Origin of the sequence: Jannaschia maritima, assembly GCF_030973515.1 — a bacterium.
Classification (GTDB): Bacteria; Pseudomonadota; Alphaproteobacteria; order Rhodobacterales; family Rhodobacteraceae; genus Jannaschia; species Jannaschia maritima.
On the sequence record NZ_JARGZA010000006.1, the window covers coordinates 1 to 26,214 of the forward strand.

Genomic DNA, 26,214 nt, shown 5'->3' on the forward strand with positions numbered 1-26,214 from the left:
GTGAGATCCAGGTCGATGGCGACCTCATGGACGCGCTCGGGAAACTCGACGACGGAGACCTGGCCGGCGCCGCCGACGCCATAGCGTATCACGAGCAGGTCGAGGTCGTGCAACCGGTCTACGAACGCCACCGGGACGCGTTCAAGTTCCTCAGCCAGGTCGATGGCACGATTCCCGGCGACCAGACGTCGATACCCGTGTCGTACGAATGCGGGGGCGACACGCCGGTCACCCTGGGCGATCTGGAAATCCGCGAACCGCTGGATCGGGTGAAGTACTATCGTCGCCTGATGGATCGCATGCGGGAAATAGAGGGCATCAGGTGATGCTTCCACGCTGCGCCGTCGTCGTTCCCATCCTCGCCGGAGCGGTCGTTCTCAGCCACGCAACTTTCGCCGGGAGCAAGCCTCGAATGGCAACGCAAGACAGACCCATCGTCACGATCGAGGCTCGGGTCCTCGATTCGATGAACCGCTACCTCGACGTCAACGAACTCGACGGGCGGGAGGTCATGACGGGGCTGAACCGGCGCCAGCGGGTGAACGACCCCGAGCATCCCGACGCCTTCATGGAGTTCGTCGTCGCGCCCGCCGATGACGGCGAGACGAGCCACCCGAGCGGCATCGTGCTGAGCTACGACCACCCCGATTGTCCCTTGCTGATCCCCCCTGGCCGACAGCTTTCCCTGACCCACATCGGGCTGTTCATCGATAAGGTCGCCATGACCTTCCCGCTCGAACCGATGACCTGGGACGAGATGCAGGGGGAGTATCGAAGGGTGGTGGCCCAACTTGACCAAGCGGGCTGGGTCCGCAGTTCGGGTCGGCACACCCCCTCGCAAGGGGTGAAGGAGGACATCACCTACGACGACTTCCTCGACAAGACCGGACCCAAATGGGCGGGCGTCGGGTTCTGGGAGCAATGCGACAACCCGGCGATCAAGGCGGAATTCCAGATCAAACACTACAACGGCACCTCGCCCGGGTCGTTCATGCCGCCCGCCGCATTGTCGGAGCCGCTCGATCCCGGGGCGGAGGACACGTTCCTGTTCCACATCAGCATTGCGGCCGACTACCGAAGCCCCGTCGAGCGCGAGCTGACCCGCCTCCGCGATGCCCGCCGGGCCGAGGTCAACGGCCGGACCGACGCGGAGATCCCGCTCTCCGTCTGGCTGGACGACCCCGACTGGCGCCCCGAGGACTGGGACGGCATCTACGTCCCCTGAGGCCGGGCGCCGGGGCGGTCCACGACGGTCCGCCGGCTACCCCATCCAGGTCATCGTCGGGCTCGACCCGGCGATCCGGCGCGCGGCGCCCCCCGCCGGATCTGGCCGGGTGACCTCGCAGCGTCGCGGATGGGACGCCAGCGGATGCACGGTCGGCGAAGCGCCGGATGCCGCGAACGGGGCCACCGCAAGACGGTCTGGGCACTGGCCGGGGCCATGCCGAATCACCGTGGCCGGTTCGCTCCTGCACGGAACGCCGGGGCGTTGCATACCGCACGCACGCAACACCCCCCGATGTGCCCCTCCGTATGCACGGGGGGTGTACGGGGGGTGTACGGGGGGTGCATGCGACGATCCGTCCTATTCGGCGGCCTGCGCCACCGCCCGCCGCGGCTCGATCCAGCCCGACAGGTTCTCCACCGCGATGGCCGCGAGCGCATCCATGTGCGTGGCGTCGTCGTTCAGGCAGGGGATATAGGTGAACCGCTCGCCGCCCGCCTCCTCGAAGCTCTCCTTGATCTCCTCGTTGATCTCCTCGAGCGTCTCGATGCAGTCGGCGCTGAACGCAGGCGCGATCACGGCGATGTTCCTCTTGCCCTCCTCCTCCGCCAGGCGGGCGACCTCCTCGACGGTATAGGGCTTCAGCCATTCCTCCGGGCCGAACTTGGACTGGAACGTCGTCACGATCCGCGTCTCGTCCCAGCCCAGCCGCTCGCGCAGCAGGCGCGTCGTCTTCTGGCACTGGCAGTGATACGGATCCCCCTCCAGCAGGTACCGCCTGGGCACCCCGTGATAGGAGCAGACAAGGATATCTGGCTTCGGATCCAACGACTTGTACGCCCGCTCGACCGACCGGGCCAGGGCCTCGACGTACCGCGCGTCGTCCGAATAGGCGGGGACCGTGCGCACCGACGGCTGCCATTTCATCTTCATCAGCACGCGGAAGAACTGGTCGCAGGCCGTGGCCGAGGTGGCCCCCGCATATTGCGGATAGAGGGGGAAGAACACGATCCGGTCGCAGCCCGCGGCCTTCATCTGCTCGACCTTCGACCGGGTCGACGGGTTGCCGTACCGCATGGCGTAGTCGACCACCACGTCGTCCCCGAACATCGTCCGCATCCGCGCCGCCATCTCGGCGGTCTGGGCCTTCGTGATGGTCGCCAGGGGGGATTCGCCCTGCGCCTCGTTCCAGATCGACTTGTACGCCGATCCCGACGAGAACGGCCGCTTCGTCAGGATGATGCCCTGCAACAGGGGCTGCCACAGCCAGGGGGAGTAATCGATCACCCGCCGGTCCGACAGGAACTCGTTCAGGTAGCGGCGCATCGAGCGGTAGTCGTAGCCGTCCGGCGTGCCCAGGTTCGCCAGCAGCAGGCCGATCCGGCCCATGCGCAGGTTGGGATGGTCGCGCGGCGCGTGCGGCAATGGCGTGAACTCGTCGTGCTTCATCTCTATCCCCGTCGTTCCTGCGTCCCCAGCGCGTCCGCCAGCCGGGTCGTCGCCGATCCGGGCCGCAGCGCCTTCGGCTGCGTCTCCGACGGCGCCCAGCCGGTCAGGAACACGGTCTGGAACGTTGCCCGGACCCCGTCCCCGTCGGCATAAGCGTCGTCATAGAGCCTGGCCGCCCGCGCGAACAGGTCGCGTGGCACCGTGCCGCGATGGCGGGCGGCCAGGGCGTTGGTCTCGCCCATGGCGCGCAGGTCGCAGATCAGATGGAACAGGTCGCGGTACCGCACCGTCTGGTCCGTCACGTCCGCCACCGGCAGGGCCAGGCCCGCACGCTGCAGCAGGGCGCCCAGGTCGCGCACCTCGCCCATGGGGGCCACGCGGGGGGACAGGCCGCCCGCGACCTCCACCTCCGCCTGCCCGAGGGCGGCGCGCAGCTCGGCCAAGGTGTCCCCGCCCAGGCAGCAGGCCAGCAGCAACCCGTCGGGGCGAAGCGCGCGGCGGCACTGCACCAGTTGCCCCACCGGGTCGTCCGCCCAGTGGAGCGCCATGAAGTGGACCACCAAGTCGTGCGCGCCGACCCCCAGCGCCAGCACGTCGTCGTCCGGCACGACGGTCGCGCCGGGCAGCACGGTGGTGGCGCGGTCCGGGAAGCCGGTCACCAGGGCCGGATCCGTAAACGATCTGTTAACGTCCCGCAGCCTTTCGCCCACCTCCGCGGCTGCGGCATCGTGCAGGAACCACGCATCGTCCATCGCCCGCGCGCGGGCGCGGTGGTGGATCAGAGCGGTGCGGTCGGTCAAAGGGGCCATCCGCCGGAGGTAGGCGATGACGCACACGATTCAAAGCCTGTCCCGCCTGGCCTGGCGCGGCGCGGTCGACGCGCTCTATCCCCATGCCTGCGCGACCTGCGACGCGGCGGTGACCGAACCGGGCCTGTGCCCCGCCTGCTGGCGCGACATGCCGTTCGGGCGCGGCGACGTCTGCCCCGTCTGCGCCACCCCGCAGGCGGGGGCCATCGACGGCCCCTGCGACGCCTGCCGCGCATCGCCCCCGCCCTGGGACGACGGCGTCGCGGCCCTGCGCTACGAAGGCGCGGGGCGGGGCTTCGCGCTGGCGTTGAAGCACGCCGACCGCACCCGTCATGCGCCACTGGCCGCGGACTGGCTGGCCCGGCGGCTGCGGGGCACGGCCGGGCCCGGCACGCTGGTCGTGCCCGTGCCGCTGCACCCCCTGCGCCTGCTGACCCGCCGCTACAACCAGTCGGCCGAGATCGGGCGCCACCTCGCCCGCCTGTGCGGGGCGGACCACGCGCCCCGGACCCTGGTCCGCACGCGCCGCACCGCGCCGCAGGACCACCGCACCCGCGCCGACCGCTTCGCCAACCAGGCCGGGGCCTTCCGGGCGGCGGTGGGGGTGGAAGGGCGCCACGTGGTCCTGGTCGACGACGTGATGGCGTCGGGCGCCACGATGCACCACTGCGCCTTGGCGCTCCGCCAGGCGGGCGCCACGCGCATCACGGTCGCCGCGCTGGCCCGCGTTGCGTCGGACCGGGCCGGGGCTATAACCTCCCCACATCCAACCAGCTGAAGGGCACCGCGATGAAGCCGGTCACGATCTACACGCAGCCCTTGTGCGGGTTCTGCACCGCCGCCCTGCGCCTGCTGTCCCAGAAGGGTGCCCCCGTGACCGAGATCGACGTCGCCGCCACCCCCGGCGCGCGCGGCGAGATGGTGCAGAAGGCCGGCGGCGCGCGCACCACGCCGCAGATCTTCGTGGGCGACACCCATGTCGGCGGCTGCGACGACCTTTATGCCCTCGACCGCGCGGGCAAGCTGGATCCGCTGCTGGCGGCGTGACCCCGGTTTGACCGCCCCCGACGAGGAAGGCCTAGCGGTCGCACTCTTCTCCGAGATGCTGACGGCGGACCACCTGGCCCGCGCGCGCCTGTCCCGCGCCTTGCCCAAGGGCATGGAGCTCAGCCACTTCGTGCTGCTGAACTACCTGGCCCAGCACCCGGAGGAACGGACCCCGGCCGAACTGGCGCGGCTGTTCCACCTGACCCGCGGGGCCATGACGAACACGCTGAACCGCCTGCAATGGGCGGGCCACGTCCACATCCGCCCCGACTGGGAGGACGCGCGCCGCAAGCGGGTGGCGATCAGTCCCGCGGGCCAAGCCGCGCGCGAGGCCGCGCTGGCGGCGATCCGCCCCATCATGACCCAGGCCGTCCACGACATCGGCGCGGCCCGCACCCGCGCCGCGATCCCCGTGCTGCGCGCCTTGCGGGAGCGGTTCGCGGGGGGCGAGGGCTAGGGCCGCGCCGCCCGACCCGTCAGTCCCGCCGCCGCACCATCAACTGCGCGCCGTCCTTTCGCGTCTCCAGCCGCTTGATGTCGCTGACCAGTTCGCTGAGCTTTCGCTTGCCATAGGTCCGGGTGTCGAAATCCGGCGCCTCCGCCATGATCTGGCTGCCCAGCGCGCCCAGCGAATGCCAGTCGTCGTCCTGCTGGTCCATCCGATCCATGGCGCGGATGATCAGCGGCAGCGCGTCCTGCGGCTTGCGCTTGTCGGTGCCCCCGCGTTCGGCCGGCTCGTCGATCAGGTTCTCGATCAGGATGAAGCGGTTGCACACGTTGCGCAGCGATTCGGGGGCCTTGCCCTCGCCGATGCCCACGACCTCCAGCCCGTCCTCACGGATGCGGCTGGCCAGGCGCGTGAAATCGCTGTCGCTGCTGACCAACACGAAGCCGTCGAACCGGTCCTGGTGCAGGATGTCCATGGCATCGATCACCAGCCCGATGTCGCTGGCGTTCTTGCCCTTCGTGTTCGCCGTCTCCTGATGGGCCACCAACCCGAGCGCGTGGACCTTGTCGGCCCATTGCTTCAGGCGGTCGGACGACCAGTCGCCGTACACGCGGCGCAGGCCCGGCTCGCCCAGGCCCGTGATCTCCTTCAGGATGGCCTCCGCGAACTTGGCGGGGATGTTGTCGGCGTCAATCAGGACGGCCAGCAGGGGACGGTCGCGGCGGTTGGGCATCGTGGGCTCCGGCAGGGTGTCCCCTCCCCCTACCGGCGGGGGCGGGGATCGTTCCACCCCTCAGGCCCGCATTTCGGGTCCGAAGCCCAGATCGTTCATCAGCGCGTTCCACGGCTCGTGCTCCAGCGTGCCGCCCGCGGCCTGCCGGTGGCCGTTGCCGTAATGCGCCGGATCGGCCCCGACGGGCCTGTGGCGGGCCAGCAGGTCGACGATGTCCCGGTCCTTCGGCGCGCGACCCGAGAACGAGACGCGGCCCGGCAGGTATCCGAAGTTGGCGCAGAACACGATCGCCCCGCGCAGGCGGCCGACCCAGGACTGCGCCGTCAGGGGGTGGACCTGGCAGGGGCTGTCGATCCGCACGATCGCCACGTCCGAGCCGTACCGCGAACCGAAGCGCGGCGGCGCGCGGCGAGCCGCCGCGGTGGCGGCCTTCACCTCCTCGCGCGCGGCCTCGCACTCCGCCAGGCCGGGCAGATCGCCGGACAGGGCGTGGGCCGGGTCTTCGGCGGCCCGCAGCAGGGCCAGGGCGGGCGACGCGTCCCCCGACGCGGCCCGACGCGGTGCGTTCACCAGCGAGGTCAGCTCGCGCAGGCGACCCGCGCCCCACCGCTTCTTGGCGGGCGCGACCTCCAGATGGCCGCCCTTGTCGCCGTAATCCCCCATGCAGCCCAGCGCGGCCAGCCAGCCCCGGTCCTCCGGCGCGCCCAAGGCGTACCATGCCAGCAGCGACGTGGACGGCACCGGGTCCAGCGCCTCGCCGTGGATCACGGTCGCGCCTTCGGGCGTGCCCGTCGGCACGTGGTGGTCGATCACGCACAGACGCCGACCCAGCGTCCGCCCGCGCATCCCCAAATCCGCCACGATCACCGCCTCCTCGGCGACCTCCGCCGCGACGGGATCGGTCCACGCATTCGCCCCCCGCCCCACCAAGCGCACCGGCCGGCCCAGGGCATCGGCCAGCAGGGCGGCCGACGACAATCCGTCGGCGTCCACGTCCGACAGGATCCGGTCCGGCGGACCATCGGCCAGGAAGGCGTCCAGGCGGGTCCGGGCGTCGGCGGCGAAGGCGGGGTGCGTGATCTCCATGCGGGGGCAACCGGCGACGTCGCGCGACGTTCCGTCCGCGCCGTTGGTGGGAACGAAACCACCCCCGTCGGCCGTTGCCCCGGTATGACCACGCCCGACACATCCCCCCTGCGCCTGGGCTTCCCCGTCAAGGTCACGGCGCGCCCCGACCTGAAGTCCAACGACACGCGCCGCTGGAAGAACGACCCGCACCTGTCGGTGTCGCTCGACTACATGGACGCGATCCTGGACCACTGCGCCGCGCGGGGCATCCGCATGTACCGCATGTCGTCGGACCTGGCCCCCTATGCCACCCATCCCGACATGCCGCAGTTCCATTCCATGGTGGAGGACAGCGCCGACCGCCTGGCCGAGATCGGGGCGAAGGCGCGGGCGCTGGACGTGCGGCTGTCGTTCCACCCGTCCCAGTTCGTGCTGCTGAACGCCCCCGATCCGGACCTGGTGGCGAAGTCCGTCAAGGACCTGGCGTCGCAGGCGCGGATGCTGGACCTGATGGGGTGCGGCCCGGAATCGGTCCTGGTGACGCATGTGGGTGGCGTCTACGACGACAAGACCGCCGCCCGCGAACGGTGGTGTGCCGCGTGGGACGGTCTGCCCCCTCACGTCCGCCGACGACTGGTGCTGGAGAACGACGACCTGCGCTTCTCCGCGACCGACACGCTGTGGATCAGCGAGCGGACCGGCGTGTCGCTGATCTTCGACCACCAGCACTGGTGGTGCCTGCATGAGCCGGAGGAGGATCTGATCCCCACCTTCGCCGCCTGCCTGGCGACCTGGGCCGACGGCGTGCGGCCCAAGATGCACTTCTCGTCGCCCCGGACTGAGATGCGCACCATCACGCGCAAGGACCGCAAGACCGGCAAGCCGGTCGTCACGACCGCGCCTCCGATCTGGACGGGGCATGCCGACTACATCCAGCCGTTCGAGTTCATCCGTTTCATGCGCGACGCCGAGGATCTGACCTTCGACGTGATGCTGGAGGCCAAGATGAAGGACGCCGCCCTGGAACGCCTGCGGCTGGACCTGGCCCGCTACGCCCCCGACGTAGCGGCGCGGTTCGGGTTGGAGTCGGCGGAGGCGCGGGTGGCGGCGGAGTAGGTCAATACACGACGACGCTGCGGATGCTCTCGCCCCGGTGCATCAGGTCGAACCCCTCGTTGATGTCGTCGAGCGACAAGGTGTGCGTGATCATGGGGTCGATCTCGATCTTGCCGTCCATGTACCAGTCCACGATCCGGGGCACGTCCGTCCGCCCCCGCGCGCCCCCGAAGGCCGTGCCGCGCCAGACGCGCCCCGTCACCAGTTGGAAGGGTCGGGTCGCGATCTCCGCGCCCGCGGGGGCCACGCCGATGATGACGCTCTCGCCCCAGCCCTTGTGCGCCGATTCCAGTGCCGTGCGCATGACGTCGACGTTGCCGGTCGCATCGAACGTGTAGTCGCCGCCACCACCCGTCAGTTCGACCAGATGCGGGGCCAGGGGTCCGTCCACGTCGCGGGGGTTCACGAAGTCCGTCATTCCGAAGCGTTCCGCCATGGCCCGCTTGTCGTCGTTCAGGTCCACGCCCACGATCCGGTCCGCGCCCGCGAGCCGCAGCCCCTGGATCACGTTCAGCCCGATGCCGCCCAGACCGAACACGATGGCCGTCGATCCAATCTCCACCTTCGCCGTGTTGATCACCGCGCCGATGCCCGTCGTCACCCCGCAGCCGATGTAGCAGATCTTGTCGAAGGGGGCGTCGGCACGCACCTTGGCGAGCGCTATCTCCGGCAGGACGGTGTGGTTCGCGAAGGTGGAACATCCCATGTAGTGCAGGATCGGCGTGCCGTCGGTCATGCGGAACCGGCTGGTCCCGTCCGGCATCACGCCCTGCCCCTGGGTGGACCGGATCTTCTGGCACAGGTTCGTCTTGGGGTTCAGGCAATATTCGCATTCCCGGCATTCGGGGGTGTAGAGCGGGATGACGTGATCGCCCGGCTTCAACGACGTGACGCCCGCGCCCACCTCCAGCACGACGCCCGCGCCCTCGTGCCCCAGGATCGCGGGGAACATCCCTTCGGGGTCCGCGCCCGACAGCGTGAACTCGTCGGTGTGGCAGATGCCGGTGGCCTTGATCTCGACCAGGACCTCGCCCGCCTTGGGGCCGTCGAGCGCGACCTCCATGACCTGCAACGGCTTGCCCGCTTCCAGGGCGACGGCGGCGCGTGTTCTCATGGTGATGTCCTCCCGGTTGTGGGGAAGGGGTGCCCGCGAGGGTTCGGGATTGCAAGGGTCGGGACGCCTCGGCGCCGGGCGGGGGCGGAGCGCGCTAGAGGCAGTCGTGGAACAGGGCTTCGGTGTTCTCCGCCGTCATCGCCCGCGGGTTGCCGCCCACGGACGGATCGCGCAACGCCATCTCCGCGAGTTCGGGGATGCGGTCCCCCCGCACCCCCATCGCGGCCAGACCCTTGGGAATCCCGAAGCGGTCGTTCAGCGATGCGACCGTATCGACGAACCCGTCGAACCCGCCCGCGATGCCCAGATAGGCGGCTGCGCGTTCGATCCGCCCCTCCACCTCCGCCCGGTTGAAGCGCAGGACCGGCACCATGACGGCGGCGTTCGTCGTGCCGTGATGGGTGCCGTAGACCGCGCCGACCGGGTGGCTGACCGCGTGGATCGCGCCCAGACCCTTCTGGAACGCCACGGCCCCCATGGTGGCGGCCGACATCATGTCGCCACGGGCGTCCAGGTCGGACCCGTCCTCGTAAACGCGCGGCAGGGCGTCCAGGACCAGCCGCATCCCTTCCAGCGCGATACCCTGAGACATGGGGTGGTAATGGGGCGAGCAATACGCCTCCAGGCAGTGGGCGAAGGCGTCCATGCCGGTGCCCGCCGTGATGGCGCGTGGCATCGACACGGTCAGTTCGGGGTCGAGGATCGACGTGGCCGGCAGCAGCTTGGGGTGGAAGATGATCTTCTTCTCGTGCGTGCGGCTGTTGGTCAGCACGCTCGCACGCCCGACCTCCGACCCCGTGCCCGCCGTCGTGGGCACCGCGACGATGGGGGCGATGGCGTCGGCATCGGCGCGGGTCCACCAGTCTCCCACGTCCTCGAAGTCCCAGACGGGTCGGTCCTGTCCCGGCATCATCGCGACCAGCTTGCCCAGATCCAGGCCGGACCCGCCGCCGAAGGCCACGATCCCGTCGTGGCCGCCCGCGCGCCATGCCTCCACCCCGTCGGCCAGGTTGCCCTCGTGCGGGTTGGGGTCGACGCCGGCGAACATCGCCCAGCCCAGCCCGGCGTCGTCCAGCACGTCCAGCGCCGTCTGCGTCACGGGCAGGTCCGCCAACCCCCGGTCCGTGACCAGCAAGGGCCGCGTCATGCCCGCCGCGCGGCAGGCCTCGCCCAGCTCCGCGATGCGGCCGGCGCCGAAGCGGACGTTCGTGGGATAGCTCCAGGTCGCGGTCGTCACGGGGATCAACCCTTCTTCAGGTGGAACGACTTGGGCTGCGTCAGCGCGTGGAAGCCCAGCACCGACAGGGACGCGCCGCGGCCCGTGTCCTTGCGCCCCGTCCAGCACAGCCCCGGGTCCAGGTAGTCCGCCCGGTTCATGAACACCGTGCCCGTGTCCAGCCGCCCCCCGATGCGCGCCGCACGGTCGGCGTCGCGCGTCCACAGCGAGGCGGTCAGGCCATAGGCGCTGTCGTTCATCAGACGGACCGCCTCGTCGTCGTCGTCCACGGGCATGATGCCGACGACGGGGCCGAAGTTCTCTTCCCGCATCAGGTCCATGTCGTGGGTCACGTCGGTCACGATCTGCGGGGCCACGTACTGCCCCGCACCGTCGTCGGCGGGGAACAGGGCGGGATCCACATGCGTCCTGGCCCCCATCGAGACGGCCTGAGCCACCTGGTCGCGCACGCCCTTCGCCACGGACGCGTTGGCGACGGGACCCATCGTGGTCCCCTCCTCCATCGGGTCGCCCAGGACATAGGCGCGGGCCAGATCGGCGGCCTTGGCGACGAAGGCGTCGTAATGCGGACGGGCCACGTAGATGCGTTCGATCCCGCAGCAGCACTGCCCGGAATTGTATATCGCCGCGTCGATCAGGGTGGCGGCCGCCGCATTCAGATCCGCGTCGTCCATGACATAGCCCGGATCCTTGCCGCCCAGTTCCAGCCCCGTGCCGGTGAAGGTGCCCGCCGCCGCCCGTTCGATGGCACGGCCGCCCCGGACCGAACCGGTGAAGTTCACGAAGTCGAACGACCCGGCCGCGATCGCGGCCTCCGTCCCGTCGTGGTCCAGGTAGAGGACCGGCATCAGGTCGGCGGGCAGGCCGCCCGCGACGAAGGCCGCGGCCATGCGCTCGCCCGTCAGCAGCGTCTGGGTCGCGGGCTTCACCGCCACCGCGTTGCCCGCTATCAACGCGGGCACGATCACGTTGGTGGACGTCAGATAGGGATAGTTCCAGGGCGCGATCACGAAGACGATCCCGTGGGGGTCGCGCACGATGCGCCGCTCGAACCGATCGGATTCCTCGACGACGTGCGGCGCCAGGGCCGTCGCCGCGATCTCCGCGCAATAGTCGGCCCGTTCGCGCACGCCCCCGAACTCGCCGCCGTAGCGGGTCGGACGGCCCATCATGCGGGCCAGCTCCGGCACCGCCTCCGCGTCGGCGCACAGCACGTCGACGCCCGCCATGACGACCGCGATCCGTTCCTCCAGCGGGCGGGCGGCCCATTCGGCCTGCGCGGCGCGCGCGCGGGCCAGCAGGTCGGCGATCCGGTCCGCGTCCATGACGTCGCGTTCCGCCACCACCGATCCGTCGATGGGCGAGATACAGGTCAGCATTCGGGTCATCCCCCTTCGAACAGGCGCCGACGTTCCACGTCCGTGACGCGGGTGTCGGACACCCGCTGCTCCCACCGTGCGGCGTGCAGGTAATGGTCGACCACGGCATCCCCCATCGCGGCCCGCAGCGCCGTGGAGGCATCGGCGGCCGCGACCGCGTCGCGCAACGTGCCGGGGATCTCCCGCGCGGCCCCGTCGCCATAGGCGTCGCCGGTGAAGGCGGGTTCCAGATCGAGGTCGCGATCCAAACCGTCCAGCCCGGCGGCGATCTGCGCGGCCAGCGCCAGATAGGGATTCAGGTCCGACCCGCCCACGCGGCATTCGACGCGCACGGCCTTCGTTCCCTCGCCCACGACGCGGTAGCCCGCGGTGCGGTTATCCATCGACCAACAGATCTTCGTGGGCGCGAAGGTGCCCGCCGCGAAGCGCTTGTAGCTGTTGACGTTGGGCGCCAGGAACAGCGTCGTCGCCTCGGCGTGCTCCAATAGGCCCGCCACGTAGGATCGCATCGCCGTCGACATGCCGTGCTCCGCGTCCGGGTCGTGGAACAGGGGGGTGCCGTCCCGCCACAGCGATTGGTGGACATGGCTGGACGATCCCGCGCTGCCGTCGTGCCATTTCGCCATGAAGGTGACGGCCGTGCCCGCCCCGTGCGCCATCTCCTTCACGCCGTTCTTCAGGATCGCGTGGCGGTCGGCCATCGTCAGCGCGTCGGCATAGCGGACGTTGACCTCCGCCTGGCCGGCGCTGGCCTCGCCCTTGGTGTTCTCGACCGGGATGCCCGCGCCCGACAGGCCGTTGCGGATGGCCCGCATCAGGGGCTCGGTCTTGGTCGTCTGGAAGATGTGGTAGTCTTCGTTGTAGTCGCTGGCCAATCGGCCCGTCGGGTATCCGTCGGCGGCCAGGGACCGGAAGTCGCGGTCGAAGACGAAGAACTCCAACTCGGTCGCGCACATCGCGGTCAGCCCGCGCTCGGCCAAGCGTTCGACCTGCCGCTTCAGCACGGCGCGGGGCGAATGGGGCACGGGCGCATGGGTCGCGTGGTCGATCACGTCACACAGGACCAGGGCCGTGGCGGGAAGCCAGGGCACCCGGCGCAGCGTGTCCAGATCCGGCACCATCGTGTAGTCGCCATAGCCCGACGCCCAGGACGTCGAGGCGTATCCTTCGACGGTGTGCATCTCCATGTCGGTGGCGAGCAGGTAGTTGCAGGAATGCGTTTCCTCCAACGCGCCGTCCAGGAAGAAGGGCGCGTGGAACCGCTTGCCCATCAGCCGGCCCTGCATGTCCACCTGCACGGCCAGCACGGTGTCGATCGTTCCATCGGCGACGGCGGCGCGCAGGTCTTCCAATGTCATCGGTGCAGCCATGTGCCAACCTCTACACCCGCCCGGGGCGGTGGCAATGGGCCGTGTCCTGGTGCAGGGTCCGCTTCGGAACGGCCGACCCGGAGGATCCGATGACGCATGGCGGCGCGCTGCTGGTACGATGTCTGGAGGCGCAGGGCGTGGATCGCGCCTTCTGCATTCCGGGCGAAAGCTTCCTGGCGGTGCTGGACGGCTTGCACGATTCCCCCATCGACCTGATCGTCGCCCGCCAGGAAGGCGGGGCCGCCATGATGGCGGAGGCGACGGGCAAGCTGACGGGGCGGCCCGGCATTGCCTTCGTCACGCGGGGCCCCGGCGCCACGAACGCCAGCGCGGGCGTCCACGTGGCGTTCCAGGACAGCACGCCCATGATCCTGTTCGTAGGCGACGTCGCATCCGACCAGCGCGACCGGGAGGCGTTCCAGGAAGTCGATTACGGCGCCATGTTCGGTCCCCTGGCCAAGTGGGTGGCGCGCATCGACAGGGCCGACCGCATCCCCGAATACGTCAGCCGTGCCTTCCACGTCGCGCAGTCCGGCCGCCCCGGCCCCGTCGTCCTGGCCCTGCCGGAGGACATGCTGTCGGGCCCCGCGGACGGCACCCCCGTCCCCGCCGCCACCCTGCCGTCCGGCAAGGCGGCGGACGACGACGTCGCCGCGATCGTGGACTGGCTGGCGGGCGCGGAACGGCCCTTCGTGCTGATCGGCGGGGGCGGCTGGGACGCGGCTGCCGGCCGGGCGATCGGCGATCTCGCGGAAGCCATGGACCTGCCCGTGGGCGCGTCGTTCCGGTGCCAGGATTACATCGACAACCGGCATCCCTGCTACGCGGGCGACGTGGGCATCGGTCCGAACCCCGCCTTGGCCGACCGCGTGCGCGGGGCGGACGTCCTCCTGGCCCTGGGGCCCCGGCTGGGCGAGATGACGACCTCGGGCTACACGCTGCCCGTCCCCCCCGTTCCCGCGCAATCGCTGATCCACGTCCACCCGGACCCGTCCGAGCTGGGCCGCGTCTATCGTCCCGACCTCGCCGTCGCCGCCCGCCCCGGCGCGGTGGCGGCGCAGCTGGCCCGAGCGGCGCGGACCAGGACGGGCGACCGTGCGGCACGCGCGCATGCCGACTACGAAACGTGGCAGACCCCGGAAGAAACGCCGGGCGCGGTGAAGATGGAACGCGTGATCGCGCATCTGAACGACGTCCTGCCCGACGACGCGGTGGTCACGAACGGGGCGGGCAACTACGCGTCCTGGCTGCACCGCTACTATCGCTACCGCGGGTGGCGCACGCAGCTGGCCCCCACCAGCGGGTCCATGGGCTATGGCCTGCCCGCCGCGGTCGCGGCCAAGCTGCACGACCCGTCCCGCGACGTGGTCTGCCTGGCGGGCGACGGCTGCTTCCAGATGGTGTCGCAGGAATTCGCGACCGCCGTTCAGTACGGGGCGGCGATCGTCGTGCTGGTCTGCGACAACGCCCGCTACGGCACGATCCGGATGCATCAGCACCGCGCCTATCCGGGCCGCGTGTCGGGAACGGAGATGGTCAATCCCAACTTCGCGGCCCTGGCCCGCGCCTATGGCGGGTTCGGCGCCACGGTCGCGACGGATGCGGATCTTCCGGCGGCCTTCGCCCGGGCGCGGGGCAGCGGGGTGCCCGCCATCGTGCACCTGATCCTGGATCCGGCCGCGCTGTCGCCCAGGCTGACGCTGCCAGCGGACGCCTGAACACCGAGCGGCACGCCATGAAGGCCATCCGCGTGCCGCTCGGGCGTACCCCGACGGGTCCTAGCCGGAGACCCGCGCCTCCACGCTGTAGCGATCCTTGATGGCGCTGTAATCGCCGAGCGACTGGACGAAGTTCCGCAGCAGCGCCCCATAGAAGATCAGTTCGCTCTGAACCGCCTCGGCCGGGGACCCGTCCTCGATCATGGCCATCATGGTACGGCACAAATCGATCAGCGCGCGCGCCTCCACGACCTCGCGCGGATCCCGCCAAGCATCCGGATCGGACCCGCCGCCCAGCAGGACCTGGGGATCGCCGACGAGGAACCGGAACCGGATCCGCGCCGAAAGGCCCCCGCCGTCATGCGACTGCACCGCGACGCACAGCCCCCCCAGCAATGCACCCCCCAGATCCACCACGGCCCCCGGGTCGGCATGCCGTCCACCGCCGCGACGGGCCGCGGCCAGCCATTCGGGCACGCGTGCCGCCAGGACGGGGGGCAGGGAATCGCCTAGGGGCATCGGATCGACATGGCTCAGCCGGTGGTGGAACCCTGGCTGGATCACGTCGACCTCCGCCAGGCGCGGGTCGGGCCACAGGCCCTGGCGCAGCACGTGCAGGACCACCATGTCCGCCGCCGTCCGCATCGCCGGGATGCAGGATGCGCGCACGCCCATCGTCAGGCCGCGTCGTGCAGGGCCGCGGGCGCGATCGCATCCGCGCGGCTGACATAGCGGTCCAGCAACCCCAGGCGCAGGCGCATCGCCTCGATCCGATCCTGCAGCGCGCACTCGATGCCGTGCAGTCGCGCATCGTCCGTCAACCCGCCCTGCGCACGGGCCTGAACCACGGCCGTGGCGTCCGAGAAGGTGCGCCCGAGCGAGTCGATCGCGATGTCCATCAGCGTCGAGCGCAACCCTTCTGCCGACGATCGCAGCAAGGGGCGGACGTCGCCCTCCTCCACGTCGAACCGAACCGTGACGTGACTGTCCGGACCGTCCACGGCCACGGTGACGCGGGCGGGGCCCAGCGCCACCAGCCCCAACGTGAAATCCGATTCCACCGCGATGCTTCCGTCCCGCGACGGGTCCACGGAGGCCAGGACCGCTCGGACATGCTCCGCGAGCCTGACGTCCATGACCCCGTTCAGATCGCTCGCGATGCGCGGCTGCACCATGTGCACGGACCGTGCCTCCGTGACTTGGACATAGTCGACGCAGGGGTTCGCGCCGTCGGCGTCGAACGTCAGTCCGACCTCGAAGAAAGCCGTTACGTCAATATGATAGGTCATGCTCGTCACTCCCCGCTATACCCAATGCCTCCCCTGCGCCCGAAACCTTAACAACCCGTTAAGTCCATGGCCCGAGACATGGCGGTCCGGTTCGATCGGCGGATCGCCGCCCCCGATCGGGACGGGTTCAGCCCGCGCGCTTGGCGTTCGCGCGGGCGCGGTTCTTCTTGCTGCTCGGCTTGCCCTGCGGCGGCCTTGGCCCCTTACGCGCGTCGGTGGGGGCCGCCGCCCGGCGGACGGAGAGGTCGGCAGCGTCCAACCCGCGCTCGAAGGCGTCGGCCTTCCCGGCGGCCACCTCCACGAAGGTTTCGCGCGGCTTGATGCGGATGGCGCCGACGTCGCCGCGGTCCAGCCCCCCCGCTTGGCTCAGCATCGGCAGCAGACGGCGCGGTTCGTGCCCCGCCTGCCGGCCGCCGGCGACGGCGAACCAGACCGACGGCCCAAAGGGTGCGCGCCGCTCCGGCCGATCGGCGGCGACCGGGGCGAGTTCCTCCGGCGCGGTCAGACGGTCGGCCCGCAGCCGAAGCAGGGCGGCGGCCAATTGCGGGGCGTCGAACCGCTCCGCCAGGGCGGCCACGGCCTCCGCGTCGCCGGGGGCGGGCCCTTCCGTCCAGGCCGGATCCTCCAGCAGGCGGGCCATGTCGCGCGCGCGCACCGCATCGGCCGAAGGCGGCAGCGTCCACTCCGCCGCCAGGCCCGCATCGCGCAGCAGGCGCGTGGCCTTGCCCTTCGCGCCCGGCGGGACGATCAGCGCGCTCACGCCCTTGCGCCCCGCCCGACCCGTCCGGCCCGATCGGTGCAACAACGTGTCGGCCGATGACGGAAGCTCGGCGTGGATGACCAGATCGAGGTTCGGCAGGTCGATGCCCCGCGCCGCCACGTCCGTCGCGACGCAGATCCGCGCCCGCCCGTCGCGCATCGACTGCAGGGCGTGGGACCGGGCTTCCTGGTTCAGTTCGCCCGACAGGACCACGACGGCGAAGCCCCGGTTCCCCAGCCGCGTGGCGATCCGACCGACCGCCGCCCGCGTGTTCGCGAAGACGATGGCGCCCGGCGCGTCATGGAACCGCAGCACGTTGACGATGGCGTTCTCGCCGTCCCGCGGGGCGACCGACAGGGCCTGATACGCGATGTCCGCGTGCTGCGACGCCCCCGCCGCCGTGGCGATGCGCCGTGCGTCGCGCTGATACCGGTCGGCCAGGCGCTCGATGGCGTCCGGCACGGTGGCGCTGAACAGCAGCGTCTGACGGTCCGCGGGAGCCGCGCCCAGGATGAATTCCAGATCCTCGCGGAAGCCCAGGTCCAGCATCTCGTCGGCCTCGTCCAGCACCACGGCGCGCAGGGCGGACAGGTCGATGCCACCCCGCGCGATGTGGTCGCGCAGACGGCCCGGCGTGGCGACCACGACATGCGCGCCGCGGGCCAGGGCACGCCGCTCGTCGCGCATGTCCATCCCGCCGACCGTGGATGCCAGCACCGCCCCCGCATCGGCATAGAGCCAGGCCAGCTCGCGCCGGACCTGCAACGCCAGTTCGCGGGTGGGCGCGATTACCAGCGCCAGGGGGGCGCCCGCGCGCGGCAAGACATCGGATCCGTGCAGGATCGTGCGCCCGATGGCCAGACCGAACGCCACCGTCTTGCCCGATCCCGTCTGCGCGGACACGAGCAGGTCGGCCCCCGCCAGCGCCGGATCGGCAACGGCGGCCTGCACCGGCATCGGCGTGTCATAGCCCTTGCGCGCGAGCGCGGCATCGAACGGGGTCTGCATGGCGGGACATCCTTCGGGGGAAGCCTAGCCCGCTACGCCCCCGGCGCCGGGAAGTATAGGGGCGGCGGCGCCTTTTCGGGTCTTGGCAAACGCCGCCCCGCGTCCCACGCTTCCCCCGCAGGGAGGGCGCGATGAACCGATACGACTACGAAGGCCGCCGCGCGGTCGTCACGGGCGGCTGCAACGGCATTGGGGCCGCGGTCGCGGAGCGCATGGCCGCGTCGGGGGCGCGCGTGACCCTGTGGGACCTGGACCCCGACGCCCCCGAACCCCGCGTGGCCGACCTGAACGCCATCGCCTGCGACGTGGCCGACATGGCCAGCGTCCGGGCCGCGATGGACCGGACAGGCCCCGTCGACGTGCTGGTCAACAGCGCGGGCATCGCGGGACCGACCCATTCGCTGCTGGACTATCCCCTGGACGACTGGGCCCGCATCCAGCGCGTCAACGTCGATGGCACGCTGCATTGCTGCAAGGCGGTCCTGCCCGGCATGACCGCGAACGGATACGGCCGCATCGTCAACGTCGCCTCCATCGCGGGAAAGGAGGGCAACCCGATGGCATCGGCCTATTCCGCATCGAAGGCCGCCGTGATCGCCCTGACGAAGTCCCTGGGCAAGGAGATGGCGGAAACGGGCGACATCGCGGTGAACTGCGTGACGCCGGCCACCGCGCAGACCCGCATCCTGGAACAGGTTTCGGCCGAGTTCACCGAGTACATGCGCTCCAAGATCCCGCGTGGCCGCTTCGTGACGGTGGACGAGATCGCGTCGATGATCCTGTGGGTCGCATCCGCGGAGAACAGCTTCACCACCGGGTTCGCCTTCGACCTGTCGGGCGGGCGGGCGACCTATTGATCCGGGAAGGACACGACATGGACGGCAAGGGACGGACGGCGCTGGTGACGGCGGCGGGCCAGGGCATTGGGCGCGCCTGTGCGGAACGGCTGGTCGCGGACGGCTGGACGGTCCACGCGTCCGACCTGGACGCGGACCTCCTGGACGGGCTGGACGCGGCCAGCGTGCAGGCGGTGGACGGCACCGACGCGGACGCCGTCGCGGCTTGGGTCGATCCTCATCCGCGCATCGACGCGCTGGTCCACGCGGTGGGCTACGTCCACCAGGGCAGCATCGAGGATTGCCCCCCCGAAGCCTGGCGGCGGTCGATGGCGATCACGCTCGACAGCGCCTACGTGGTGTTCCGCGCCTGCGTGCCGCGCATGAAGGCGCATGGCGGCTCCGTGGTGGCCATCGCATCGGTCGCCGCGGTCAAGGGCCTGCCCAAGCGCGCGGCCTATACCGCGGGCAAGGCGGGCATCGTGGGTCTGGTGAAGGCCTGCGCGGCCGATTACCTGCGCGACGGGATCCGCTTCAACGCGGTCAATCCGGGCACCGTCGACAGTCCCAGCCTGCGGGGCCGCATGGCCGAACTGGCGAAGACCATGGGTCCGGAGGCGGCGGAGCGGTTCTTCCTCGACCGCCAGCCCATGGGCCGGCTGGGTCAGGCCGACGAGATCGCGGATGCGGTGGCGTTCCTGTGCGGCGACGGATCGAGGATGATGACGGGCCAGGCGATGAACGTCGACGGCGGCATGACGGTGTGACGCGCCGCGCGGCGCCGCCCCGCCCGGCCCCGCGCTCGGATCGATGGATCGGGGACGTTCCCCCGCCCCCGGCGGGATGGGGGGCAGGCATCGGCGGGAAATCGCGCCCCGGACGGTTCAGCCGTCCGGGCAGCCGTCCCCGAACAACGCCGCCACGCCCGTGCGCGGCGTGCAGGTCGGTTCCGCCCGCACCACGTTCCCCTGCGCATCGAGGGCGGGCATGTCCCGCACGCCCGCGTCGTAGTCGCGCCAAAGCGTCCCGCGCAGCCCCGTTTCCTGCAGGAGGCCTTGGTCGCGCGCCTCGTAGTAGTATCCACGCGCGTACCACATCATCGCCTCGCGCTCGTCGGCATCGGACACCATCCAGGCCCCGCGCAGGTACCGGATCGAATACTTCAGCGCCGTGTCCGCCTCCAGCAGGTCGGACGGCTTGCCGCGAAAGCCCATGTTGCGCGCGGTGGCGGGCAGGATCTGCATCATCCCCCAGTACAGCCGCGACGGCGCGACCGCGTTCGCGCGATAGTCGCTCTCGCGCTGGATGACCCGGTGCACCAGGCTGCGTGGCACGTCGTAGTAGTCGGCCCACTTGTTCACCAGCCGTCGCACGGCGGGCGTCTCGCCCGGGTGGAGCGGCAGGGCCTGCCGTGTGGACGCGCCGGGGTCGGAGGTCGTGGCACAGGCGGACAGGAGGACAGTCAGGCATATCGCGATGAGGCGCATGGATTCACACCGGGTCGTTTTTCCTGGCCGGCGCGATAGCGCATCGCGGATGCTGCCGGAAGACCGTTCGCGCCCGCATCCGCCTTGCCATCCGACCCTGGCCTGCGGCACGGGGGGATCATGGACCTCGACCGCCTCCAGGCCGGTGCGTTGCGCGGGCTCTTGCGCCTGCTGCGGCCCCTGCCGTTCCACGCCCGTCAGACCGTCACGGGTCAGGTGACGGAGGCGCTGGTCCGCCTGTCCCCGTCGTTGCGGAACCGCGCGCTCGACAACCTGGCCCATGTCCGCCCCGACATGTCCATGGCCCAGCGCCGCGCCCTGACGCTGGCCGCCGCGCGCAACGTAGGGCGGTCGCTCGCGGCGATCTGGTTCGCGCCCGACGCCGCCCGCGCGTGCCGGGGCGAACCCATCCACGGCCCGGGCCTCGCCGTGCTGGATCGCGCGAAGGCGGAGGGGCGCGGGGCGATCGTCGTATCGGGCCATTACGGCGAGTGGGACACTATCCGGCACCTGCTGCGCGAACGGGGGCTGGAGGTCGGCGCGCTGTACCGGCCCAACAACAACGAGCATTACGACCCGATCTTCCTGGCCGGGATCGAGGTCGCGGGCGGCCCGATCGTGCCGCGCGGGACCAAGGGGTTCCGGGTCATGCTGCGCCACGTCCGGGACGGGGGCTTCATGGCGCTCCTGCCCGATCAGGCGATGCGCGACGGCACGCCCCTGCGCTTCCTGGGCCGTCCGGCGCTGACCTCGCTGAATGCCGCCGAACTCGCGTTGCGCTACGACGTGCCCCTGGTGCCGGCCTTCGCGCCGCGCATCGACGGGCGCCCGCGCGTCACGATCCAGGCGCCCATCCCGCGCACCGACCCCGCGACCATGATGCAGGACTTCAACGACCGCCTGTCCGAACGCGTGAACGCGCATCCGGAACAATGGCACTGGTTCCACCGCCGCTGGAAAGGCACCTGATGTTCCTGTCCATCTTCGACATCTTCAAGCCCGGCATAGGCCCATCCTCGTCGCACACGATGGGACCCATGGTGGCCGCCGCGCGCTTCCTGGGCGCGCTGCGCACCGGCGAGCGGGAGCCGGGCGCGGGCCCGCCCGCCCGCGTCACCGCGCATCTGCACGGATCGCTGGCCTGGACCGGCAAGGGCCACGCGACCGACCGGGCCGTGACGCTGGGCCTGATGGGATTCGTGCCCGCCACGCTCGACGCGGATGCGGCCGACGCCGCCCTGGCGGCGCTGCCGCGGACCCGGACCGTGACGCCCCCGGACCTGCCGCCCCTGGCCTTCGATCCCGACACGGACCTGGCGTTCGATTGGGGCCCGCCCCTGGAGGGTCACGCCAACGGCCTGGTGCTGCGGGCCTTCGACGCGCAGGGCAACCTCGCGCTGGAAGAGACGTATTACAGCATCGGCGGCGGCTTCGTCGTCACGGCGGCCGAACACCGCACGCCCCCGGACCTGCACGATGCCAAGGCCGCCGCGGGCTATCCCCATCCCTTCGGCACCGCCGCGGAGATGCTGGCCATGGGCGAGGCATCCGGCCTGACGGTCGCGCAGATGAAGCGCGCCAACGAGGCGGTGGCCCACCCCGCCAGCCTGGACGCGCGCATCGACGCGCTGTGGGCCATGATGGACGACTGCATCGACCGGGGACTGGCCACCGACGGCATCCTGCCCGGCGGCCTGTCGGTGCGACGCCGCGCCAAGCGCATCCACGAGCAGTTGCAGGCGGAGGCGGGGCGCAACCTGGCCCAGCCCCACGTGGTGAACGACTGGCTGTCGGTCTATGCCATGGCCGTGAACGAGGAGAACGCGGCCGGCGGGCGCGTCGTCACCTCGCCCACCAACGGGGCCGCGGGGGTCGTGCCCAGCGTCATCCGGTACTACCGCGACCATTGCATCGGCGCCACGCAGGCGGGCATCCGGGACTTCCTGCTGACGGCGTCGGCGATCGGTGGGCTGGTCAAGCACAACGCCAGCATCTCCGGCGCGGAAGTCGGTTGCCAGGGCGAGGTCGGGAGCGCGGCGGCCATGGCCGCCGCGGGGCTGTGCGCCGCCCTGGGCGGCACCAACGCGCAGGTGGAGAACGCGGCCGAGATCGCGCTGGAGCACCACCTCGGCATGACCTGCGACCCCGCCGCCGGCCTGGTCCAGGTGCCCTGCATCGAGCGCAACGGCCTGGGCGCCATCAAGGCGGTGTCGGCGGCGTCGTTGTCCCTGCGGGGCGACGGCACGCATTTCATGCCGCTCGACAACTGCATCGAGGCGATGCGCCAGACGGGCCGCGACATGTCCAGCAAGTACAAGGAGACGTCGCAGGGCGGGCTGGCGGTCAACCTGCCGGAGTGTTGACGGGAACAGCCTTCGCTGCGGTGCGGCGATAAGTTCTCCGGCCTGGGGCGGCGAGGGGGTGTCCCTTGGAACCAGTATGGCCCGGAGCGGGGTGGCGGGGCAAGCGGGGCGGGCGCCCAGCGGGGATTGGGGATCCTGTCAGGAATCGTCGGGGTGGCGGGGTCGTTCGGATGGGGCGGAGCCCGTGCGGCGACGTGTCTGCGAAGCGTCTGCGGCGCGTCTGCCCTGCGTCGGACAAATGTGCCACGAACGTGCGACGGACGGGCGCGCGGGTGCGCGCCACAGCACGCCGTCGTCCCCGGGTCGAGCCCGGGGACGGCCGATCGCGTGGCGGCGGCGTTCGGACCCTATCCCCGCCAGGTGGGGCCGGCGGGATCGTCGGTCTGCGTCACGCGGAAGAGGCTCGCCTCGCCGGTCATGGACGGCTCGACGGCATAGCCTTCGCCGGGCTTCACCAGGCAGGTGTCGCCGGGGTTCAGGATGCGTTCGCCCGCATCGACCCGCAGGCGCCAGTGCCCGCGCATCGGCATCAGGACGACGTGCTTGTCGGGCGTCCGGTGGCCTTCGGGTTCCGCCGCGCCGGACAGGAACTCGACCTCGAACCCGGGACGGTCGCGCAGCAGCGCGTCGGCGCCGATGACCTTCACTGCGCCGTCGGCGGCCAAGGACAGCATGTCGTGATAGCGCGCGACGTGGTTGGGGATCACCTCCGCCGCCTTGGGTTCCGCGATCTCCGCCAGCTGCGCATCGTTCAGCACGGGCATGGGGCCCACGCCCTCGGGCAGCGCCTGCCCCTTCTTCGTGTCGTAGAGCTTGCCGTTCTCGCCCAGCACCAGGCCGTGCGCCTGCGCGTCCTCGATCACCTGGGGCGCCCAGACCACGCCGCCGCCGGCGTCGTCGCCGCCCAGGATCGCCATGATCATCCCGTAATCGGTGCCCACGTTCTCGAACCCGCGGAAGATGCCGGTGGGGATGTTGAAGATGTCCCCTTCCTCGGCGATGAAGCTGCCCGCATTTCCCCAACGACCCCAGAAGAACCGCCAGCGCCCCTTGAGGACGAAGAACACCTCCGCCGTGCGGTGGTTGTGCAGGCTGTTGCGGCAATAGGGCGGCTGCCCCGCCGCGCCGATGTTGAAGCCCGGCGTGTCCTTGATGTGCACGTGCTGATCGGGCGATTCCGAAACGCCGCCGCCGATGATGGTGAAGTTCTCCTTGCGGTCGCTGCCCGGCGTGTGGGCGTCGATGAAGGCCGTCTTGCAGGGCTTCAACTCGCCATAGCGCACGATGCGCGCGTCGATGTCCTGTGTGGTCTGCAGCATGGTCGTTCCTTTCGGCTAGGGGGCGGCGCGGACGCTGCCGCGCTCGATCAGGTCGGACCGGATCTCGGTCAGCCGGTCGGGGACCGGACGGCCGTCGATCAGGTCCATCAACATTCCTATCGTCGCGTCGACCATCCGGCCGGCGGGCTGGCGGAAGGTGGTCAGGTCGAATTCGGGCCAGGCGGCCATGGCCACGTCGTCGTAGCCCAGCACCGACACGTCGCGGGGGACCGAAAGGCCCAGGTCGTGGCGAAGCGCGGACAGGACGGCGAAGGCGATCAGGTCGTTGCCCGCGAAGATGGCATCGGGCGTCACGTCCGCGCCGAACAGGTCGTGGACGGCCCGCCGCGCCCGGTCGCGGTCGTAGCGGCTGTCGATGCAGGCCAGCGGGGCCACGCCCCGGTCGGCCATCCCGTCCAAGAAGCCCCGCTGCCGGTCCACACCGGTCGCCGACCCCTGCCAGCCGCTGACATGGGCGATGCGGCGATGGCCCCGGTCCACCAGCAGATGCGCGGCGCGGCGCCCGCCGTCGTGGTTGGCCGAGGTCACGGTCGGCAGGTCGGTTCCGTGCTGGCCCCGGTTGAACAGCACCAGCGGCACGCCCGCCTGCGAGGCGGCCCGCGCCAGGGCGTTGTCGATCGAGACGGAGGCCAGGATCAGGCCGTCGACCTGCATCGCCAGGATGTCGCGGACCTGCCCGTCCAGATCGGCCGCGTCGTTCGACGCGGTGACGATCACGGCATGATAGCCCCGCGCCTGCAGCGCCCGGCTGAACCGGTCCACCGCGTCGGCATAGAACGGATTGTCCAGCCCGGCCACGATCAGGCCTACCGTGTGGCTGCGCCCGCGCGACATGGCGCGGGCCAGCCGGTTGGGCCGGTAGCCCAGATCGCCCGCCGCGCGCATCACGCGGTCGCGGGTGGCGGGATCGACGCGGGCATTGTCCGCGAAGACGCGGCTGACGGTGGGTTGGCTGACCCCCGCCGCCGCCGCGACGTCGCGCGCCGTGATCCGGGACCTGCCCACGGGTCGCGCCCTACTCCGCCGCGTGGGCGGTGCGGGGGGCGGGACCGGCATAGGGCACGTTCACCCCGCCATAGCGGCGCACGCGGACGTTGCACTGCTCCGCATGGCCCGCGAACCCTTCCAGCAGGCACAGGCGGCTGCCATAGGCGCCGATCTCGGCGGCGGCCGCGTCGGTCGTGACCTTCTGGTAGCTGTGCGTCTTCAGGAACTTGCCCACCCAAAGGCCGCCCGTGTAGCGGCCGGCCTTCTTCGTGGGCAGGGTGTGGTTCGTGCCGATCACCTTGTCGCCGTTGGCGACGTTGGTGCGCGGCCCGAGGAACAGGGCGCCGTAGCAGGTCATCTTGTCCAGGAACCAGTCATCGCGGTCGGTCATCACCTGCACGTGCTCCGACGCGATGTCGTCGGCGACTTCCAGCATCTCGTCGTAGGTGTCGCACAGGATCACCTCGCCGTAGTCGCGCCAGCTGACGGACGCGGTGTCCTTCGTGGGCAGGATCTCCAACAGGCGGTCGATCTCCCCCAGCGTCGCCTCGGCCAGCTTACGGCTGTTCGTGACCATCACGGCGGGGGAGTTGTAGCCGTGCTCCGCCTGGCCGAGCAGGTCGGTGGCGCACATCTCGGCGTCCACGGTATCGTCGGCGATCACCATCGTCTCCGTCGGACCGGCGAACAGGTCGATGCCCACGCGGCCGAACAGCTGCCGCTTGGCTTCGGCCACGAAGGCGTTGCCGGGTCCGACCAGCAGGTGGACGGGGTCGATCGTCTCCGTCCCGATGGCCATGGCCCCCACGGCCTGGATGCCGCCCAGGACATAGATCTCGTGCGCCCCGCCGAGGTGCATCGCGGCGATCACGGCGGGGTTGGGCTCGCCCTTGAAGGGCGGCGTGCAGGCCACGATGCGCGGCACGCCCGCGACCGATGCCGTGGCGACCGACATGTGCGCGGAGGCGACCATGGGGAACTTGCCGCCCGGCACGTAGCAGCCGACGGATTGCACGGGGATGTTCTTGTGGCCCAGGATCACGCCGGGCCGCGTCTCCACCTCCACGTCCAGCATGGAATCGCGCTGGATCCGGGCGAAGGCGCGGACCTGCTCCTGCGCGAAGCGGATGTCGGCCATGTCCTCGGGGCTGACCTTGGCGACGATGGCCTCGATCTCGTCCTCGGTCAGGCGATAGCCGTCGCGGTCGAACCCGTCGAACTTGTTCGCCAGCTCGCGGATGGCCACGTCGCCCCGATCCTCGATGTCCTTCAGGGTGCCGGACACGATGGCGGCGGTCTTGGCGTCGTCCTCCAAGCGTTCCGTCTCGGGCTTGCCGCGCTTGAGGTACTCGATAGCCATTGGTCGTCTCCCCGAGGTCTGTGAATACGTATTCACAAGGCGGATACGGCGATCGGCGCATCCTCGCAACG

The 26,214-nt window shown here is 70.8% G+C and carries 26 protein-coding genes; 11 read left to right on the plus strand and 15 right to left on the minus strand.

The features are described 5' to 3' along the window. Together P0084_RS06890 and P0084_RS06895 are read left to right on the plus strand one after the other, a co-directional pair. On the plus strand, window positions 1-326 hold a 326-nt coding region (locus P0084_RS06890; protein WP_308916088.1), incomplete at its 5' end, for a hypothetical protein. 86 nt (window positions 327-412) lie between these two features. Further along, window positions 413-1,225 carry a hypothetical protein gene (locus P0084_RS06895; protein WP_308916089.1) on the plus strand — a complete coding sequence of 271 codons (813 nt, stop codon included), beginning with the start codon at window positions 413-415 and terminating at the stop codon, window positions 1,223-1,225. 360 nt (window positions 1,226-1,585) lie between these two features. Here P0084_RS06895 and hemH read toward each other — a convergent pair whose 3' ends face one another. Together hemH and P0084_RS06905 are read right to left on the minus strand one after the other, a co-directional pair. Next, window positions 1,586-2,674, minus strand: coding sequence for a ferrochelatase (gene hemH / locus P0084_RS06900; protein WP_308916090.1), 1,089 nt, complete (start codon window positions 2,672-2,674; stop codon window positions 1,586-1,588). 2 nt (window positions 2,675-2,676) lie between these two features. Beyond that, entirely contained in the window at window positions 2,677-3,483 is an 807-nt protein-coding gene (locus P0084_RS06905; protein WP_308916091.1) for a methyltransferase domain-containing protein, read from the minus strand. 16 nt (window positions 3,484-3,499) lie between these two features. On the opposite strand from P0084_RS06905, the gene P0084_RS06910 reads away from it, so the two are divergent. Genes P0084_RS06910 through P0084_RS06920 form a run of 3 tightly spaced genes read left to right on the plus strand, consistent with a single transcriptional unit; the run spans window position 3,500 to window position 4,987 of the window. Continuing rightward, complete coding sequence (locus P0084_RS06910; protein ID WP_308916092.1) at window positions 3,500-4,261, plus strand: ComF family protein; 762 nt, start codon at window positions 3,500-3,502, stop codon at window positions 4,259-4,261. An 11-nt stretch (window positions 4,262-4,272) separates the two neighbouring features. Further along, the gene (gene grxC / locus P0084_RS06915; protein ID WP_308916093.1) at window positions 4,273-4,530 is read left to right on the plus strand and encodes a glutaredoxin 3; all 258 of its coding nucleotides are present in this window, start codon (window positions 4,273-4,275) and stop codon (window positions 4,528-4,530) included. Window positions 4,531-4,585: 55 nt separating this feature from the next. After that, a complete protein-coding gene (locus P0084_RS06920) occupies window positions 4,586-4,987 on the plus strand; it encodes a MarR family winged helix-turn-helix transcriptional regulator (protein ID WP_308916300.1) in 402 nt (133 codons plus the stop codon). 19 nt (window positions 4,988-5,006) lie between these two features. Here P0084_RS06920 and P0084_RS06925 read toward each other — a convergent pair whose 3' ends face one another. Together P0084_RS06925 and P0084_RS06930 are read right to left on the minus strand one after the other, a co-directional pair. Beyond that, on the minus strand, window positions 5,007-5,711 hold the full coding sequence (locus P0084_RS06925; protein ID WP_308916094.1) for an NYN domain-containing protein: 705 nt from the start codon (window positions 5,709-5,711) through the stop codon (window positions 5,007-5,009). Between the two features lie 60 nt (window positions 5,712-5,771). Further along, complete coding sequence (locus P0084_RS06930; RefSeq protein ID WP_308916095.1) at window positions 5,772-6,797, minus strand: single-stranded-DNA-specific exonuclease RecJ; 1,026 nt, start codon at window positions 6,795-6,797, stop codon at window positions 5,772-5,774. Window positions 6,798-6,881: 84 nt separating this feature from the next. On the opposite strand from P0084_RS06930, the gene uvsE reads away from it, so the two are divergent. After that, entirely contained in the window at window positions 6,882-7,895 is a 1,014-nt protein-coding gene (uvsE, locus tag P0084_RS06935; protein WP_308916096.1) for a UV DNA damage repair endonuclease UvsE, read from the plus strand. Between the two features lies 1 nt (window position 7,896). On the opposite strand, the gene P0084_RS06940 is transcribed toward uvsE, so the two are convergent. The 4 genes from P0084_RS06940 to P0084_RS06955 form a co-directional block, all read right to left on the minus strand. Beyond that, window positions 7,897-9,009 (minus strand): S-(hydroxymethyl)glutathione dehydrogenase/class III alcohol dehydrogenase, encoded by a 1,113-nt coding sequence (locus P0084_RS06940; RefSeq protein ID WP_308916097.1) that lies wholly within the window; start codon window positions 9,007-9,009, stop codon window positions 7,897-7,899. Window positions 9,010-9,103: 94 nt separating this feature from the next. Next, window positions 9,104-10,246 carry an iron-containing alcohol dehydrogenase gene (locus P0084_RS06945; protein WP_308916098.1) on the minus strand — a complete coding sequence of 381 codons (1,143 nt, stop codon included), beginning with the start codon at window positions 10,244-10,246 and terminating at the stop codon, window positions 9,104-9,106. A gap of 5 nt (window positions 10,247-10,251) precedes the next feature. After that, on the minus strand, window positions 10,252-11,634 hold the full coding sequence (locus P0084_RS06950) for an aldehyde dehydrogenase family protein (RefSeq protein ID WP_308916099.1): 1,383 nt from the start codon (window positions 11,632-11,634) through the stop codon (window positions 10,252-10,254). Further along, on the minus strand, window positions 11,631-12,995 hold the full coding sequence (locus P0084_RS06955; protein ID WP_308916100.1) for a glutamine synthetase family protein: 1,365 nt from the start codon (window positions 12,993-12,995) through the stop codon (window positions 11,631-11,633). The genes P0084_RS06950 and P0084_RS06955 overlap by 4 nt, the downstream gene beginning before the upstream one ends. Before the next feature lie 89 nt (window positions 12,996-13,084). Between P0084_RS06955 and P0084_RS06960 the strand changes: the two genes are divergently transcribed. After that, window positions 13,085-14,713: a thiamine pyrophosphate-binding protein gene (locus P0084_RS06960; RefSeq protein ID WP_308916301.1), complete on the plus strand. Its 1,629-nt coding sequence runs from the start codon at window positions 13,085-13,087 to the stop codon at window positions 14,711-14,713. Between the two features lie 60 nt (window positions 14,714-14,773). On the opposite strand, the gene P0084_RS06965 is transcribed toward P0084_RS06960, so the two are convergent. The 3 genes from P0084_RS06965 to P0084_RS06975 all read right to left on the minus strand — a co-directional run bounded on the left by P0084_RS06965 (window position 14,774) and on the right by P0084_RS06975 (window position 17,770). Continuing rightward, the gene (locus tag P0084_RS06965) at window positions 14,774-15,388 is read right to left on the minus strand and encodes a hypothetical protein (RefSeq protein ID WP_308916101.1); all 615 of its coding nucleotides are present in this window, start codon (window positions 15,386-15,388) and stop codon (window positions 14,774-14,776) included. Between the two features lie 2 nt (window positions 15,389-15,390). Continuing rightward, entirely contained in the window at window positions 15,391-16,002 is a 612-nt protein-coding gene (locus P0084_RS06970) for a hypothetical protein (RefSeq protein ID WP_308916102.1), read from the minus strand. A 127-nt stretch (window positions 16,003-16,129) separates the two neighbouring features. Continuing rightward, complete coding sequence (locus P0084_RS06975; RefSeq protein WP_308916103.1) at window positions 16,130-17,770, minus strand: DEAD/DEAH box helicase; 1,641 nt, start codon at window positions 17,768-17,770, stop codon at window positions 16,130-16,132. 131 nt (window positions 17,771-17,901) lie between these two features. Here P0084_RS06975 and P0084_RS06980 point away from each other — a divergent pair, with 131 nt between their 5' ends. Next, window positions 17,902-18,627, plus strand: a complete 726-nt coding sequence (locus P0084_RS06980) for an SDR family NAD(P)-dependent oxidoreductase (protein ID WP_308916104.1) — start codon at window positions 17,902-17,904, stop codon at window positions 18,625-18,627. Window positions 18,628-18,644: 17 nt separating this feature from the next. Then, window positions 18,645-19,373, plus strand: coding sequence for an SDR family NAD(P)-dependent oxidoreductase (locus P0084_RS06985; protein ID WP_308916105.1), 729 nt, complete (start codon window positions 18,645-18,647; stop codon window positions 19,371-19,373). 117 nt (window positions 19,374-19,490) lie between these two features. Here P0084_RS06985 and P0084_RS06990 read toward each other — a convergent pair whose 3' ends face one another. Next, window positions 19,491-20,093 (minus strand): lytic transglycosylase domain-containing protein, encoded by a 603-nt coding sequence (locus tag P0084_RS06990; protein ID WP_308916106.1) that lies wholly within the window; start codon window positions 20,091-20,093, stop codon window positions 19,491-19,493. Window positions 20,094-20,213: 120 nt separating this feature from the next. Between P0084_RS06990 and P0084_RS06995 the strand changes: the two genes are divergently transcribed. Next, a complete protein-coding gene (locus tag P0084_RS06995; RefSeq protein WP_308916107.1) occupies window positions 20,214-21,062 on the plus strand; it encodes a lysophospholipid acyltransferase family protein in 849 nt (282 codons plus the stop codon). Beyond that, window positions 21,062-22,456, plus strand: coding sequence for an L-serine ammonia-lyase (locus P0084_RS07000; protein ID WP_308916108.1), 1,395 nt, complete (start codon window positions 21,062-21,064; stop codon window positions 22,454-22,456). Before P0084_RS06995 ends, P0084_RS07000 begins: the two co-directional genes overlap by 1 nt. 347 nt (window positions 22,457-22,803) lie before the next feature. Here P0084_RS07000 and P0084_RS07005 read toward each other — a convergent pair whose 3' ends face one another. The 3 genes from P0084_RS07005 to hisD are packed head-to-tail and all read right to left on the minus strand — an operon-like array spanning window position 22,804 to window position 26,143. After that, on the minus strand, window positions 22,804-23,775 hold the full coding sequence (locus tag P0084_RS07005) for a cupin domain-containing protein (RefSeq protein ID WP_308916109.1): 972 nt from the start codon (window positions 23,773-23,775) through the stop codon (window positions 22,804-22,806). Window positions 23,776-23,790: 15 nt separating this feature from the next. Continuing rightward, window positions 23,791-24,801 carry a LacI family DNA-binding transcriptional regulator gene (locus P0084_RS07010; protein ID WP_308916110.1) on the minus strand — a complete coding sequence of 337 codons (1,011 nt, stop codon included), beginning with the start codon at window positions 24,799-24,801 and terminating at the stop codon, window positions 23,791-23,793. A gap of 10 nt (window positions 24,802-24,811) precedes the next feature. Continuing rightward, window positions 24,812-26,143, minus strand: a complete 1,332-nt coding sequence (hisD, locus tag P0084_RS07015) for a histidinol dehydrogenase (protein ID WP_308916111.1) — start codon at window positions 26,141-26,143, stop codon at window positions 24,812-24,814. Window positions 26,144-26,214 lie beyond the last annotated feature (71 nt).

Bases quoted from the DNA above. Each gene is read 5' to 3' on its own strand.
- P0084_RS06975 (WP_308916103.1), bottom strand. From the start codon at position 17,770: ATGCAGACCCCGTTCGATGCCGCGCTCGCGCGCAAGGGCTATGACACG.
- grxC (WP_308916093.1), top strand. From the start codon at position 4,273: ATGAAGCCGGTCACGATCTACACGCAGCCCTTGTGCGGGTTCTGCACC.
- P0084_RS06930 (WP_308916095.1), bottom strand. From the start codon at position 6,797: ATGGAGATCACGCACCCCGCCTTCGCCGCCGACGCCCGGACCCGCCTG.
- P0084_RS06950 (WP_308916099.1), bottom strand. From the start codon at position 11,634: ATGACCCGAATGCTGACCTGTATCTCGCCCATCGACGGATCGGTGGTG.
- P0084_RS06980 (WP_308916104.1), top strand. From the start codon at position 17,902: ATGAACCGATACGACTACGAAGGCCGCCGCGCGGTCGTCACGGGCGGC.
- P0084_RS06960 (WP_308916301.1), top strand. From the start codon at position 13,085: ATGACGCATGGCGGCGCGCTGCTGGTACGATGTCTGGAGGCGCAGGGC.
- P0084_RS06940 (WP_308916097.1), bottom strand. From the start codon at position 9,009: ATGAGAACACGCGCCGCCGTCGCCCTGGAAGCGGGCAAGCCGTTGCAG.
- hemH (WP_308916090.1), bottom strand. From the start codon at position 2,674: ATGAAGCACGACGAGTTCACGCCATTGCCGCACGCGCCGCGCGACCAT.
- P0084_RS06995 (WP_308916107.1), top strand. From the start codon at position 20,214: ATGGACCTCGACCGCCTCCAGGCCGGTGCGTTGCGCGGGCTCTTGCGC.
- P0084_RS06965 (WP_308916101.1), bottom strand. From the start codon at position 15,388: ATGGGCGTGCGCGCATCCTGCATCCCGGCGATGCGGACGGCGGCGGAC.
- P0084_RS07000 (WP_308916108.1), top strand. From the start codon at position 21,062: ATGTTCCTGTCCATCTTCGACATCTTCAAGCCCGGCATAGGCCCATCC.
- P0084_RS06920 (WP_308916300.1), top strand. From the start codon at position 4,586: ATGCTGACGGCGGACCACCTGGCCCGCGCGCGCCTGTCCCGCGCCTTG.
- P0084_RS06955 (WP_308916100.1), bottom strand. From the start codon at position 12,995: ATGGCTGCACCGATGACATTGGAAGACCTGCGCGCCGCCGTCGCCGAT.
- P0084_RS06990 (WP_308916106.1), bottom strand. From the start codon at position 20,093: ATGCGCCTCATCGCGATATGCCTGACTGTCCTCCTGTCCGCCTGTGCC.
- P0084_RS06985 (WP_308916105.1), top strand. From the start codon at position 18,645: ATGGACGGCAAGGGACGGACGGCGCTGGTGACGGCGGCGGGCCAGGGC.
- P0084_RS06910 (WP_308916092.1), top strand. From the start codon at position 3,500: ATGACGCACACGATTCAAAGCCTGTCCCGCCTGGCCTGGCGCGGCGCG.
- uvsE (WP_308916096.1), top strand. From the start codon at position 6,882: ATGACCACGCCCGACACATCCCCCCTGCGCCTGGGCTTCCCCGTCAAG.
- P0084_RS06970 (WP_308916102.1), bottom strand. From the start codon at position 16,002: ATGACCTATCATATTGACGTAACGGCTTTCTTCGAGGTCGGACTGACG.
- hisD (WP_308916111.1), bottom strand. From the start codon at position 26,143: ATGGCTATCGAGTACCTCAAGCGCGGCAAGCCCGAGACGGAACGCTTG.
- P0084_RS07005 (WP_308916109.1), bottom strand. From the start codon at position 23,775: ATGCTGCAGACCACACAGGACATCGACGCGCGCATCGTGCGCTATGGC.
- P0084_RS06925 (WP_308916094.1), bottom strand. From the start codon at position 5,711: ATGCCCAACCGCCGCGACCGTCCCCTGCTGGCCGTCCTGATTGACGCC.
- P0084_RS06895 (WP_308916089.1), top strand. From the start codon at position 413: ATGGCAACGCAAGACAGACCCATCGTCACGATCGAGGCTCGGGTCCTC.
- P0084_RS06905 (WP_308916091.1), bottom strand. From the start codon at position 3,483: ATGGCCCCTTTGACCGACCGCACCGCTCTGATCCACCACCGCGCCCGC.